This window comes from Halolamina sp. CBA1230 (assembly GCF_002025255.2).
Taxonomy (GTDB): Archaea; Halobacteriota; Halobacteria; order Halobacteriales; family Haloferacaceae; genus Halolamina.
Genome location: NZ_CP054589.1, coordinates 217,785 through 230,541 on the forward strand (window position 1 = coordinate 217,785; position 12,757 = coordinate 230,541).

Below are 12,757 nucleotides of genomic sequence, written 5' to 3' on the forward strand. Positions count from 1 at the left end.
TTCCCCGGATGTTAACCAACGCCTTGGGGTACTTTGTCCACTCTGTTGGTTAATTCGTTCGGCGTCCGATCCTGCGTGTTTCGATCGGTCCCAAGACATACCCACCGGCAGTCGATGTTATAATTCAGAATCGATTCGGCGCTGCTGGTCACGAAGGAACTCGACGACGGCATCGATATCTTGGTCGGGAACCGTTTGCTGTTCGAAGACCCCTTTGAACGCGTCTGCAAAATCTTCCGACGTGAGTCGGTCCAGGACAGTCTCAATGCGACCAGCGAGCTTCTCGGACTCCCCGCGATGCAGATGAGTCGCGATCCGGTCGAAATCCGCGCCAGCAGCAAGCACCACCAGATCCCGGGAGTCTGCCTTGCGGCCACTGTGGAGTTTCACGGCAAACAGCAACTCCCGTTCCGGAATCCTGGCTGTTACCGGGCGCCCGGTTCGCAGTTCCTGAGTGACAGAGTGCTGGGCCAGATAGCGATACGACCATTCAGCTTCCGTCTGGCGACAGCCCAGCGCGTCGACCATCGCGTCGAACCGAACCGGATTCCCGATGTCCTTCTCAAACCGGATGGTACGGCCCTCGTAGAGCTCGTTTCGCTCGACATCGGCCGTTTTCTCGTAGCCGCGGTCGGTGAGAAGGTCGGTGTAGTCGTCGACCGCTTGTGCCGGAATGACGACGTCGACGTCCGTCGTGAAGCGTTGATTGAACGCCGCGATCGCCCACCCACCGACGAGCACGTACGGCAGGTCAGCGTCAATGACTGCCTCCAGCGTATCCAGTAGTTCGTCTTCGCGTTCACCGAGGCTCATGCATTGAGACGCGGATCCTCGTGGGACGCGTCGATATCGCGGTCGTACTCGTCGGCGATCATCTCCAACGCCGGCTCGTAGTTCACCCGGTACTCCAACATGTGCTCGATTGCCTCATCCAACGGAATGACCGGATTGCCGTCGACCCACTCGCGAGTGATGCCCTCACTCGTCGGGAACAACACGTACGAGACGGTCGCGTCGGAGTCGGTCGCATCCGGCCGCTCTTCGATCCGGCTCGGAATCCCGAACTCATCAAAGAACGCTGTCCACTGGTCGACGTCTTGGTCGGCGACCTGGATGAAGATGGGATAGTCGTCGTGGCCGCGGGCGATCTGATAGCCGCCGTGGGTCCAGACGTAGACGCCGTCGATTTTCGTGTACGCAAAGGGCATCCCCGCGAAGTGGGGAATGACGTAGCCGTCGTCGATTGACGGAGCCACCGATCGAGAGATCGCTGCGACGAGATCGTAGTAGCGATCCCTGACAGCGTAATTCGCGATATAGACGCCGTCATCACGCCGAATGAAGCCCGCGTCTTCCAATCGCTCGATCCAGTCATAGACCCAGGAGTAGGAGCCGTCGATCTTCTGGGCGATCCGCCGGATCGAATCCCCCGGCCGGACCGCTAACATAATCTTCGCCGCGGTCTCGTCGACGTACTCCATCATCGCTAGTTATCGGTATCGCATCTAACAGTATTAGTCTTGTCCCCCGTATCCCCTATAGAGTTATCTCTATACAGATATACTATTCTTGGCTCCGGTAATCCGATCCGGCTCAGCATTCGAGTAGAGATGAATTAACCAACGGGGAATTCGATTGACCGCTATTCGTTGGTTAAGTCTATCAGCGCCCGCCGAGGGGCGGAGGCGCACTCCCGTCTCCACCGACCCATGACCGACCGATATGTGAACTGCCCTACTCACTCGCCGCTGACGCAGCTCGGTTCTTGAGGGTAGGGCTTCCTGCTTCCACGACGCGCTTTGCAGGAACCGAAGTGGTTCCCGTAGGGAGCGCAGTCTCCACAGGCGTTGATTCGGAGTATCCCATTCCTACGTCTTGCAAACCGCGAGATAGGATGTTCCACGCCGCGTTCGCGTCTCTGTCTACCTCAAACCCGCAGGCAGGACAGGAATGTTCACGGACCCACAACGGCTTCTCCGTCGAGACACCACAGGACGCACACTCCTTGGTCGTCCCTCTCGGGTTGACCGCCACGAAATGCGTCCCTTCGCGCTCGCACTTGTATTCGAGCAACGAGAGGAACGTCCGCCACGCCGCCGACGCGGTGTTGCGGCTGTTCGACGGGGATTCCATCATTCCCTTCACGTTCAAATCTTCGACCGCCACAAGGTCGTACTCCCGAGCGTAGTAGTTCGAGAGCTTGTGCAAGAAGTCACGGCGCTTGCGTCGAAGGTCCGCATAACACTCCGCAACGCGTCGACGTTGCCTCTCGTAGTTGGCAGAGCCGTGTTGCTTCCGTGAGAGCTTTCGTTGCTCTCGTTCCAAGCGTTTGCGCTCGTCGGAGAGGTTGAGCGACTCAACGGCGTGACCGTCGGTATCGTGGGCGTACTTCAGAATCCCTACGTCTATACCCACTACATCGGTGAGTTCGTCGGGTTTCTCAGGTGGTTCGCGGTCAACTTCGACGCCGAAGGTAGCGAACCACTTACCCGTCGGCTCTTTCTTGACCGTGACCTGCTTGAGTTGGGCGTCGTCAGGGATGTTTCGGTGGAGCCGTATCGGGATATCGCCGATTTTGGAGAGGGAGAGCACAGCGTGACCGCCCTTCTTGTCGAGCTCGAAGCCACACTGGCTATAGGTGAAACTGCGGTACTCCCGTGGCGGCTTCCATTTGAGCTGGCCGACGCCGTAGCCGTTCTCTTTGAGCTTGGAGAGTCCCTTGAGGTTGTCGAACAGCCGTTCCACAACGACTTGGAGTGTCCGCGAGTACACATCTGAGAGGTCGTCCCACCACTCTTTGAGGTCGGGAAGTTCCGACCGCAGGGTGGTCATCGACGGCAGTTCGCCGTGGTTCTCGCGGTACTCGCCGAGTCGCTTGCGGAAGTGGTTGTAGACTTGCCTACAGATATCGCGGTGGCGGTCTAACTCCTCGCGGTGGGCGTCGGACGGCTCAAGGCGATACTTGTAGGCGTAGTACATAGGGCTACTCGCGTTCTTCGATTACTTCGTCTAATTTCTCACGGACGAACGACGAGAGGTTGAGGTGCTGATCCTCAATCCACTCGTTTTGATCCTCACGAATGGTGATTGTCTTCCGTTTCACCGTAATGCACGCTATGCACGTCACACGTGTAATAGCTTCGGTGGGCGTAGGCCTGTGGGCCTGCAACAGTGTATGACGGCACTGTATCTCCGACCTAAAGCGTCCCCAGAACGCGTCGCGTCCAGGTGTGCGGACGAGACGCGAAACGTCTCGTTAACGCTACTCAGGCTTCGCCCTGCGTTGCTCCTTGAGGACGGGGGCTTAACGCCTGCATTCAGCTAACGACCGTTCTCGACGAGGCAAAGCGAGTCGCAGAGCACCACGAGCAGGTCGCCCAATCTTCAGACAATCCGAATCACGAGTATCTCCGGTACGCCGTCCTTCGGCTGCTCGAAGACGAGGCTGACGACACATCGGTGGAGATACCGCAGGTTGACGGCGTGACTGTCGGCTACGGAGAGGACGACGCGATGTGCAACAGTTGGGACGACGACGTCGAGTGGTGGGAGACGGTTCCGCCGCAGGAGGAGTGTACTCGCTTCCGGGTGTTCTACCCCGACGAGTACGACGCTGTTCCGCGAGTCATCGTCGACGTGATGGCAGCACTCGGGGCGTGGCGTGTCTGGATCGGGAGCGCAGCCGCCTGTGGCTCCTACGACCATCGCGAGCGGCGGGAAGTCCACTATCTGTGGCCGGAGGGGCATCCGGTTGAGGCCCTGCTTGCGAATCGCCTCCAGGATCCCGAAGCTGCGGTTGCCCCAGACGGCGGCCGCTCCGGCGACGTGCGCGATCGGATGGTCGTCACGGAGCACTCGACCCAGCACGACGACCTCGAGCCGCGAACCAGCCGTGCCGTCGACGAATCGATGGCCGTCTCGCTGCTCGAAAAGGGTGGCCGCTATGAGGTCCGATCGGCGTCCGGAAACTGGTACGAAGTCGACGTGATCAGCGGGTCGTGTACGTGTCCAGACTGGCGGAAGCGTACGCCCGAGGGCGGCTGTAAACACCTCCGGCGAGTCGATCATGAGATCAAACAGGGGCAGGTCCCACGACCTGATGGGCGCCTCCCCTCGAACTCGTAGATTCGTCCAGAGTTCGAGGATGCTCGAAGGGCTGTAACATCAGACGAAACTCCTTGATGGAGAGTTTCGAGTATTGATACAGCTGCTGGAGAACCGGTGAGAGCCGTTGGTAGCGGCTTAACCAACAAAACTATGCGGTTTGCGCCTTTGTTGGTTAACACAGATCGGCCCATGTCCTACGAGCCACCGACGCCCCCAGCGGACCTCCCCACCGACGTCATCGACACACTCAACGACTATTCACCCGAGCTGCTCCGAGACGTTGCCCACTATGCCGAGGACCTCGCCGAGCATCGCGAGCGCCAGGCCCGCCTTGCCGAAGCGGAGGAGGAAGACGAGATCGACGAGCGACCCGATGACCTCCCCGATGATGTCCCGACGAAGGCGACGATCACGATCAAGGAGATCAACGATAACCGCTACTACTACTGGCAGTGGCGGGAAGGAGATCGTGTCAAATCAAAGTACAAATCCCCAGTGAATCCGGACGAGTAGACGGACTAGTACCTCAGTCGGATGGCCAGTTGTTCGGGGAGACACCCCGTCTGCGAAGTGAAAGACGCAGGGTACGGGAGAAGTCCCGAGTTGATGAGTGAGGATCCGGTCACTGTCGACGAACTCGCCGAGAAAGCCGACGAGTATCTGCACGAAGCTCACCCACACCGGAAGAATACGAAGCGCTGAAACAGAGTGTTGCGAAGCTCACGCCGATCTTCTCAGCTGAGAATTCGTACTTTGTCCTCGGCAGCTACGGGAAACCCGAAATCCGTCCTCTCCAGCTCGTAGAAGATCGCCTCAACCGACAGCCCGGTGCGTACGCGTTCCTGATGATCAACATTCGAAGCGAGTGGACGAAAACCTACCTCAAGTTCCGGCTGCTCGCCGATCATACAGACGTCATCGTGGGCGTCACCGAACACGCCCAGGGCTGCTTCCTCGTCGAGCAGGGCTACTTCACAGCTCTCGAGGAGTACTTTGCGAAGACGCACGTGTTCAAACACGACGTACAATACGATAGATGTGGACGCGATCGACACAAACGTAGCCGTCGAGAGTCCCTACAGTGGAATGCAGACCGCGATCTTCGAGATGCTCAACGATGCTAGGCGTCTCTGCCGGTGGACGACTGAGGACGACCTCGTCGAGTGTACCGAGGCTCTCGTGAGTGATCAGGAATACCCGTAGACAGAGACGAATCGGTTACTCCCACCCCCGACGTTTCTGTCGTTTCTCCACGAAATCCTGTTCACCGATGGCCCAGACAACGAATGAACTCGAACAGGAAGACATCCCCCGTTTTCGAGTAGTAAGTGCGGGGTGAATCCGTGCAAGATTGGGTCTTCGAACCACGAACCCTCACGCGATAAGTAGTCCACTGGAGAGCGATTACAAATGCTCGTAAATGAAATTTCGTTTAGATGCTGTCAGACACTCCACTATTGCCAGTAAAATCGGAGGACAAGACGCTATTTGATGAAATTGGCAACGGTGGTCCTGATAGTAACTAGTCGGATTGATTGGAACAAGGAAGTTACTGGCAACACCGGAGAGGGTACTGGAGAAACTGGCACTGACGGTTGCGCGGTTACTGGCAAAAGTGGAGAGGGTATTGGCAGTACTGGTATTGTCGGTTGAGAAGTCACTCCAGAACCCGATGCCGCTTGGCAGTTTCACGAATGTCGTTGAGCTCACCTAGTTCGCTCTCGAGTGCGTCGAGGGCCGACGACAGAGAGACATCAAGCTCGTATTCGTTGTAGTTCCCGCGTCCACTCGACGAGTCGACCAACCGTAAGATCCCGTGGAGGCTCAAATCCGACAGGTGGTCGTGTACTCGCCTGCGTTTCAGTGGTTCACTGCCGTGATTACGAAGAACCTCTCGATAGCGCTCATAGATCAGTTTCGTCCGTTCGGGTGTTTCTCCCTCTGCCGCTAGCTGACAGACAGTCAGCAATACATATTGCCCCTGCCGGGTCAACGAATGCATCCCTTCGACAACCTGTTGTCGCTGGATCTGATGCTCGGCCTCCCGAACGTGGTCTTCGGTGATTTTCGCCTCTCCACCCGCCATCGCGTCGTTCTCGGCGATATCAGCTGCTTTCCGGAGTAACCGTAATGCCTGCCGAGCAGATCCCGAGTCCTGTGCAGAGAATGCTGCGCACAATGGGATTACATCTGATTCGAGGACATCGTCGTAGAGCGCGATATCGGCTCGGTGCTTGAGAATATTCTGCAGTTCAGTCGCGTCGTACGGAGGGAACAAGATTTCCTCTTCGCAGAGAGTGTCCTTGACTTTTGGAGAGAGGTTTTCTCGGAACTTGAAGTCGTTCGAGATGCCGACCACACCGATTTTCACATCGAGATCCAATTGCGAGCGTGCTCGTGGAAGCTCGTACAGAATATCGTCATCCGAGCCGATGTTATCGATTTCGTCCAGAACCACGAGAATAGTCCCACCGATCGACTCAAGGTCGTTGTAGAGTTCGTTGAAGATGCGTTTTTGTTGATACCCGGTTTCGCTCATCGGTTCGCGCGAAGACGAGACTGTGGTGAGAGGGTGAGAAGGAGAGCGAATCTCGTTCACGAGATTGACCGCTACCTGATAGGATGTGGTGCAGCCAGTACAGTTGAGTTCAATAACGTTGAGATCGACGTCGTCGTACTCTCCGGCGGATTCCTGCAGCTCCTCAAGAAGATCGTGCGTAGCAGCTGTCTTCCCGACGCCGGTAACGCCATAGAGAAAGACGTTGTTCGGTTGCCAGCCCTGAATGACGGGACGGAGAGCGGCCGCATATTCGTCGAGTTCTTCGTCTCGCTCCTCGAGTGTCTCTGGCTGGTAATCATCCCGGAGGACGTCTTTGTCCTGGATGATGAACGATTCTCGATTGAATCGGCCCATAGGCGGACTCAAGACGAAGAACCATCATAAAACCATGGGTTCCAGTATCACCACTAACCCACCGCTCGAACCAGTTATGCCAGTACCGCAACCACTTATAAAACACACACACTCCACTATTGCCAGTAAACCTTTGCAACAACTGGAGGGGGTCGTTGACCCCTCTCTAACCAACGATACTCTTAATACATTGCACGTTTAACCATACCCGCACTAGCGAAAACTCAACTAGCTATAGTAGGTTTAGATGACAGTAACTAGACTAGAGACGTGACAGCTTCTGCCCTCCCGTCCATTCTCCCCTCGTTACTGGCAATGGTGGAGTGAGAGAGGTACTTAAACGACGGTATTATTGGCAATACTGGCAACTTTGGTCGCCCTCTCCCTGCTACCATCGTTGCCTGGTCGATATTCCAGTCGAAATCTACCCTTCCCGACACCAATCGATCGATGACCGTGGACCTCTTTCCACATGTTTCGCTCGGTCCCACTTCCCGACGATGACCGTTTCTGAATCTACTCTCCGTGATCCCTGTCGTTCATCTGGTTCGAATTTCGACCGATACAGATCATCGATTAACCAACAAAGCGCATGTATTGACGGTCTGTTGGTTAACTGTTCATGGCCTATGCTCGATTCGCGGTCGGCACTCAGTACTAGTATCCCGTGATTTCGGCGTTTCGCGATTCCGCAAGGGTTCGATTGATTGCCGCTCGATCTCACCCAATCGGAGACAGGATATTACTGCATTGGCGACGCAGCTTCCGAACCGACGAGTGAGTACTCCCGGTCCCGGCTCGTGCCTTCCGCATCGACGAGGTTGTACTGGACCATCTTGGAGAGATACGTCCGCACTCGCCGTCTCTGTGGGATACTCGGCTAGCCAGAGGGCCGTCGCATACTGGTCGCCGATCTGCACCCACCCGTTTCGTGGATCCCACATCTCGGGTTCGATTACTCGGGCAAGACGATCGGTGAGGTCCTCGCTGTGCTTGCCGTCCTGATCGTCGGTAAGGAGGTCCTCAACGAGTTCGTTGGGAAGGTCGTCATCACGTCCCCAGTATTCGCGCGCCACGGTCAGCGACTCGTGGGGCGTCGGGTCGCGCGTTTCTAATCCGTTGACGCTCCCGATAGCCGCCCGGACAGTCTCGATGCGATCAGCGAGCGTCGCCTCAATTGCACTGTCAGAGACCGCGTCGGCATCAGACGTCGACGTCTACGATGGCGATGCGACAGCGGTCGACACCGCAGCCGACGATGATCGATGAACGGCCGGCGACTGCGAACGGTCGTCGCCGACACCAGCGCACTCGTCAGTCTCGCGGTTCCCCGAGCCGACGCGACTGTCGATACCGGCACCCCAGACCCATTCCAGTATCTACTCACATCGTGTGAGGTATTCGTGCCGCCAGAAGTGGTCGCGGAACTCCGTGACATCACGCAGTATCAGGATATCCACGGGGCAGCTGCGAGTAACGTCCTCGCAGCCCGTGGCCACTACACTATCGAGGATCCGTACGAGCGCGAGGAGACACCAGACTCGCGGCCGACGTTCGGCCTCGATGACAGCGAGACCGATGGCATTGTCCTCGCGAACGCGCTTGCTGTCGAGGGGTTTCTCACCGACGAGTTTGGTGGGACGAACTTCCCGCTGATTCACGCCGTGCTGCAGGGGCCGCGGATCGTCCCAACGCCGCGGCTCATCGTCGACTACGCCCGGAACGGACATCTGAGCCACGAGACGGTTCGAACGCTGCTCACGACCATCACACATCAAAGCTGGGAAAACAACCAGTACGTCGCGCAGTTGCTCCAACGTCTCGAAGAGTAACCGACATCCGAGTGGCGACGCCGAGCATCCAGCGCCAGCGACTCGGGCGGATGCGCCGTGAGCAGACCTGTGGTCGCTGGCGGTCGAAAGCGGAACGGAATCTCGCACACGGGTTGGGCGAGGTACGCCGGCTGGCGAGTGCCCTCGAATTCTCTGACTCAGTGCGCTCTCAGGTATGTCAGCTCTTCCGGAGCGCCCAGAACGAGGACCTGCTTCGTGGCAGATCCATCGAGGCCATCGCCGCGGCCAGCTTCTACGGGGCCTACCGGTGCAACGGCCTCTCGCGGTTGCTGAGCGAGGTCAGCGAGATGGTCCGGGTCGCGGAGTCACGAGTCACGAACGCGTACAAAACGCTGAATGAAGAGCTGAGCCCGTCTCCCTCAGCATGTTCGTGCCGCGACTCGCCTCCGACCTCGAGTGTTCGGACGAGATCCGACAACGGGCCCGAACGCTCGCAGAGCAGGCCGAAAAGCGCGGCGTCACGACGGGCGTCCATCCGGCCGGGTTCGCCGCGGCCTGCCTCTACAAGGCCGGTCGCGAAGAGGGCCGATGGTTGACGCAATCCAAGGTTGCAGAAACCGCCAACATTTCATCGACAGCGGTTCGAACCCATCGAGACACACTACAACAGTTGGACGGTAAACAAAAAGTGGGCACCAAAAGCACTACATAGAAACGAGAGGCATCTGCAGAAAGCAGAGGTTAGATATGCATTGTAACAAAGGATATCGATAATGGACGAAGAATCGGAATCAATCAGCTATTTGTCGGCTGCTGATATCCGTGACATCCACGAGTTGATCGTGGAGTCAAATGCGGAGACGACCGCTGGTATCTCTTCGCCAGGCGATATCGAATACGCCGTTGAACATATTCAGGAAGGCCATTTCGGTCAGGTGCCCGAATCGATCCACGAGAAGGCATTCCAGCTGCTGCGGCTCATTGCGGCGAATCATCCATTTGTCGATGGCAACAAGCGAACGGCGCTCATGTCGACTCGAATTTTCTACGCCTTGAATGGTCTGCGATTTGACTATGATCGGACGATCAAAGAGATTCTAAAGGCGCTCGCGACGGATGAGGCTGGTGTCGATGAGAACGACGTGAGCGAGTATCTCCGAACGCACACAGAACCACTTGCCCCGGAGTACGAGGCGACCATCAACCTCTGGCTGTCACGTATTGAAGGCACAGACCAGCTATCGACGGAGCACGACACAGTCGATCAGCAATCCAAAGAACCGAACGATTATGACGACGAATCCCATAATGAGGAATAAGGATGGCCGCTGAAAGTGAGCAGCCCGAGATTCCCGATGAGATGTCCCCCGAAGAGGCACGGCAGTGTCTCATTCGGTTCCTCGGACGCCAAGACCTCGACGAACACGAGGAAATCTACGACGAACTCGCGACCGAGTAGGACTCCCGCCAAGCTGTGGATTCCACGTCGTACTGCAACAGTATTAGTGAGACCGTTCCAATCCGGAGCGCAGGCGAGGTCGACGTATCGGTTTTCCCGTTCGCGCTAGAACCATTGTCCACGCACATGGACATAGCCGAGGACGCGGTTCGAGATGTCTGCACGGATGCGGTCTTCGAACGCGGCGAACGATATCTTGCTGAGAGTCGTATCCACGAGATTCACCGCGTCGACAGCACCGTCACCGCCGTCGTGAGTGGCAGCCATCAGTATGATGTTCGTGTTGACCTTGCCACCGACGGGTTTGCCCCGTGGTGCGACTGTCCGTACGACGGGCCGGGAGCGTGCAAGCACGTCGTCGCCGTGTTGCTTCGGTGTGTAGACGACCCTCCCTCAGACGAAGGCAATCGACTCGACGCCGCACTCAACGGCGCCGATATCGACGAACTCCGCGCGTTCCTGCGTGACGAACTCGCGACCGATGCGGATCTCCGCGATCGGTTTCTCGCTCGCGTCGGCGAGCCGACGAGACAGTCGGTCGACGAGCTTCGCACCTCGATCGACCGGCGGTTCGAAGAGACGAACCCTGAGTACCACGTTGTCTTCGAGCCAATCGACTTCACGCAGTGGTTCGATCTCGCGAACGAGTACCGCGATCAGGGGCGGTACGCGTCGGCGGCGACCGTCTATCGGGCCCTCGTCGAGTCGCTCGACGACAACATGGAGCGCGTCGACGGTGCCTACGACCACTTCTCGCGTGCGTTCAGTCGGGCACTCGACGGATATGTCGACTGTGTCGCGACCGCGGAGCGCGACGCTGATGCAATCACTGACGCCGTCGCATTCCTCAATGAACGGGCGACATCGGAAACGCCGTTCCTCGCGGAACACTTCGAGAAGGCAGCAGTCGAGCTTCGAGAGAAGCTGGGCGAACAGTCCGACGAATAGCTGTGTCTCCCTCGATGACGCCCGCAAGTTCGACGATCGCGAAAATTAGTTTGTCTCGCGGTCAGCCACGTCGATCATCTGTTCGCGAGCGGTTTCGACGTCCGAGTAGAGCGCCAACGCGTGCTTGATGAGTCGGCGGTCTTCCTGGTTCTCCTCCCAACGTCCGATAACGTCGCGGCGTTCACGAAGTTCGTCACTTGCGATATCACCGTCGGCGAGCGACTGTTCGAGCTCTTCCCATGTCTCAACGTCGTAGGTCGCCTGCCAGTCCTCGATCTCTTCGGTGATCGCCGCCAGTTCGTTGCGTAGCTCCTCGCGAGTATTCGCCTCGATGAGCGTCCGGATTTCCTCGAAGAGCAGCCGCGTGTAGTCCGGCTGATAGCGCGTGGTCTCGCCGGCCTCGACACGACGCAGCTGGCCCTGATCGACGAGCGCTTGGAGTTCCTCGTTGGTCGTGCTCCAGGCGGCGTCGGCCTGCTCGCTAATCCAGTTGACCGACCGCGGTTCGCGAAGCGTCTCGGCGACCGCTCGAATACGGTCGCGGGCGCTCATCGACTCAGTCCACGACTGGACCCCATCTCGCGAGGATTCGGACATGTGTGGCACCTCTTACGACAGTGTTGGCGCTGAACTCTCATATATATTTGTACTCTCTTGTATAATCGAGAGTGCGTTGCGAGCGAGGGCGTCCGGACGTTGAAATTCGATACCGACAGAAGCTATGAGCCAACCGATGTACGACCGATATTCCGGCTTTGAGGAACTGCGGCCGACCGTCGAGGCGTCCCACATTCCGGACACGAGGCTGGACAACGACCGTAAAGGTGACCCCCAGCGGTAACGCGTCGCGACGACGTCCTCATCGGCGAGAAGGCGGCAGACGGGGCGAAAGTCCAGCGATGGTCGACTGCCCCGACTGTGGGTACGAAGCTCCCGCACACATCGTTTACGGCGCCGAACGGTGAGTGAGCGCTGGGCGCTGTTTTTCCGCCGGGCACGAGGTAGTGGCCCAGGACGTCCGGGTTAGTCAACCTATGACCCTTGAAGTACTTGACCGACACAGTGAGGCACTGTTCGAGTTCCTCTGGTGCCCCGTTTGCGGGCAGGAGGTGGCAACAGACATATGCGAGAGCGCTATGTGCCAGTTAGATACAGTTATGTACGACTTGACTGGCTTCCAACGAGACCTCCTCTACGTAATTGTTGGTGGCGATGAGCCCCATGGGCTTGCTCTCAAAGAAGAACTCGGCTCTGTTGAAATCCTATTCTTCAGACATATTATCGGCTGAAACGTCTGGTCGCTGAAGAGTACGAACTGATCGGCCCGAACAGTCCCAGAGGGATCTTTGAGCGATGTGTTATTCAGGTTGTACACTTGAGAATAGGTATGATCGGTACAGGAACTCTTATTATCGCAATTACGTTCACCGCTGTGATGGTGCTGACTTTAGCTATGCTGCTACGATTGTTGAAGGATTCTCGTGGGCTGTGAGGTCCGTATATTGACCGCAATCTGAGCAGAACATATCACTTGCT

Annotated in this window: 12 protein-coding genes and 3 pseudogenes; 9 read left to right on the plus strand and 6 right to left on the minus strand. The window is 57.5% G+C overall.

The genetic code is table 11. The annotated features are described in order from the left end of the window. Window positions 1-117: 117 nt before the first annotated feature. The 3 genes from B4589_RS17575 to B4589_RS17585 all read right to left on the minus strand — a co-directional run bounded on the left by B4589_RS17575 (window position 118) and on the right by B4589_RS17585 (window position 2,979). Window positions 118-813 carry a nucleotidyltransferase domain-containing protein gene (locus B4589_RS17575; protein ID WP_079235268.1) on the minus strand — a complete coding sequence of 232 codons (696 nt, stop codon included), beginning with the start codon at window positions 811-813 and terminating at the stop codon, window positions 118-120. Beyond that, the gene (locus B4589_RS17580; protein WP_079235469.1) at window positions 810-1,481 is read right to left on the minus strand and encodes a helix-turn-helix domain-containing protein; all 672 of its coding nucleotides are present in this window, start codon (window positions 1,479-1,481) and stop codon (window positions 810-812) included. Before B4589_RS17580 ends, B4589_RS17575 begins: the two co-directional genes overlap by 4 nt. A gap of 253 nt (window positions 1,482-1,734) precedes the next feature. Beyond that, window positions 1,735-2,979, minus strand: a complete 1,245-nt coding sequence (locus B4589_RS17585; RefSeq protein ID WP_006181004.1) for an RNA-guided endonuclease TnpB family protein — start codon at window positions 2,977-2,979, stop codon at window positions 1,735-1,737. A 480-nt stretch (window positions 2,980-3,459) separates the two neighbouring features. On the opposite strand from B4589_RS17585, the gene B4589_RS17590 reads away from it, so the two are divergent. The 3 genes and pseudogenes from B4589_RS17590 to B4589_RS17600 all read left to right on the plus strand — a co-directional run bounded on the left by B4589_RS17590 (window position 3,460) and on the right by B4589_RS17600 (window position 5,310). Further along, window positions 3,460-4,125 carry a hypothetical protein gene (locus B4589_RS17590; RefSeq protein ID WP_255246175.1) on the plus strand — a complete coding sequence of 222 codons (666 nt, stop codon included), beginning with the start codon at window positions 3,460-3,462 and terminating at the stop codon, window positions 4,123-4,125. Between the two features lie 171 nt (window positions 4,126-4,296). Beyond that, the gene (locus B4589_RS17595) at window positions 4,297-4,620 is read left to right on the plus strand and encodes a hypothetical protein (protein WP_004594473.1); all 324 of its coding nucleotides are present in this window, start codon (window positions 4,297-4,299) and stop codon (window positions 4,618-4,620) included. A gap of 93 nt (window positions 4,621-4,713) precedes the next feature. Next, a pseudogene (locus tag B4589_RS17600) lies at window positions 4,714-5,310 on the plus strand (hypothetical protein). A gap of 454 nt (window positions 5,311-5,764) precedes the next feature. On the opposite strand, the gene B4589_RS17605 reads toward B4589_RS17600, so the two are convergent. Both B4589_RS17605 and B4589_RS18370 read right to left on the minus strand, forming a co-directional pair. Beyond that, on the minus strand, window positions 5,765-7,021 hold the full coding sequence (locus tag B4589_RS17605; protein ID WP_004594472.1) for an orc1/cdc6 family replication initiation protein: 1,257 nt from the start codon (window positions 7,019-7,021) through the stop codon (window positions 5,765-5,767). A gap of 742 nt (window positions 7,022-7,763) precedes the next feature. After that, window positions 7,764-7,886 (minus strand): annotated as a pseudogene (locus tag B4589_RS18370) (AAA family ATPase); the annotation flags it as partial. 400 nt (window positions 7,887-8,286) lie between these two features. On the opposite strand from B4589_RS18370, the gene B4589_RS17610 reads away from it, so the two are divergent. From B4589_RS17610 to B4589_RS17630, 5 genes and pseudogenes are all read left to right on the plus strand, one after another. After that, entirely contained in the window at window positions 8,287-8,853 is a 567-nt protein-coding gene (locus B4589_RS17610) for a hypothetical protein (protein ID WP_079235468.1), read from the plus strand. 29 nt (window positions 8,854-8,882) lie between these two features. Then, window positions 8,883-9,526, plus strand: a pseudogene (locus B4589_RS18375) (transcription initiation factor IIB family protein); the annotation flags it as partial. Between the two features lie 61 nt (window positions 9,527-9,587). Further along, window positions 9,588-10,133, plus strand: a complete 546-nt coding sequence (locus B4589_RS17620) for a type II toxin-antitoxin system death-on-curing family toxin (RefSeq protein ID WP_079235464.1) — start codon at window positions 9,588-9,590, stop codon at window positions 10,131-10,133. A gap of 2 nt (window positions 10,134-10,135) precedes the next feature. Further along, window positions 10,136-10,273 (plus strand): hypothetical protein, encoded by a 138-nt coding sequence (locus B4589_RS17625; RefSeq protein ID WP_176330577.1) that lies wholly within the window; start codon window positions 10,136-10,138, stop codon window positions 10,271-10,273. Between the two features lie 126 nt (window positions 10,274-10,399). Then, window positions 10,400-11,221, plus strand: a complete 822-nt coding sequence (locus B4589_RS17630; protein WP_079235463.1) for an SWIM zinc finger domain-containing protein — start codon at window positions 10,400-10,402, stop codon at window positions 11,219-11,221. Window positions 11,222-11,266: 45 nt separating this feature from the next. On the opposite strand, the gene B4589_RS17635 is transcribed toward B4589_RS17630, so the two are convergent. After that, window positions 11,267-11,818 (minus strand): hypothetical protein, encoded by a 552-nt coding sequence (locus B4589_RS17635; RefSeq protein WP_079235462.1) that lies wholly within the window; start codon window positions 11,816-11,818, stop codon window positions 11,267-11,269. A 407-nt stretch (window positions 11,819-12,225) separates the two neighbouring features. Between B4589_RS17635 and B4589_RS18530 the strand changes: the two genes are divergently transcribed. Then, complete coding sequence (locus B4589_RS18530) at window positions 12,226-12,510, plus strand: hypothetical protein (protein WP_394353861.1); 285 nt, start codon at window positions 12,226-12,228, stop codon at window positions 12,508-12,510. Window positions 12,511-12,757: the final 247 nt, after the last annotated feature.

Bases quoted from the DNA above. Each gene is read 5' to 3' on its own strand.
- B4589_RS17575 (WP_079235268.1), bottom strand. From the start codon at position 813: ATGAGCCTCGGTGAACGCGAAGACGAACTACTGGATACGCTGGAGGCA.
- B4589_RS17580 (WP_079235469.1), bottom strand. From the start codon at position 1,481: ATGGAGTACGTCGACGAGACCGCGGCGAAGATTATGTTAGCGGTCCGG.
- B4589_RS17585 (WP_006181004.1), bottom strand. From the start codon at position 2,979: ATGTACTACGCCTACAAGTATCGCCTTGAGCCGTCCGACGCCCACCGC.
- B4589_RS17595 (WP_004594473.1), top strand. From the start codon at position 4,297: ATGTCCTACGAGCCACCGACGCCCCCAGCGGACCTCCCCACCGACGTC.
- B4589_RS17605 (WP_004594472.1), bottom strand. From the start codon at position 7,021: ATGGGCCGATTCAATCGAGAATCGTTCATCATCCAGGACAAAGACGTC.
- B4589_RS17610 (WP_079235468.1), top strand. From the start codon at position 8,287: ATGAACGGCCGGCGACTGCGAACGGTCGTCGCCGACACCAGCGCACTC.
- B4589_RS17620 (WP_079235464.1), top strand. From the start codon at position 9,588: ATGGACGAAGAATCGGAATCAATCAGCTATTTGTCGGCTGCTGATATC.
- B4589_RS17625 (WP_176330577.1), top strand. From the start codon at position 10,136: ATGGCCGCTGAAAGTGAGCAGCCCGAGATTCCCGATGAGATGTCCCCC.
- B4589_RS17630 (WP_079235463.1), top strand. From the start codon at position 10,400: ATGGACATAGCCGAGGACGCGGTTCGAGATGTCTGCACGGATGCGGTC.
- B4589_RS17635 (WP_079235462.1), bottom strand. From the start codon at position 11,818: ATGTCCGAATCCTCGCGAGATGGGGTCCAGTCGTGGACTGAGTCGATG.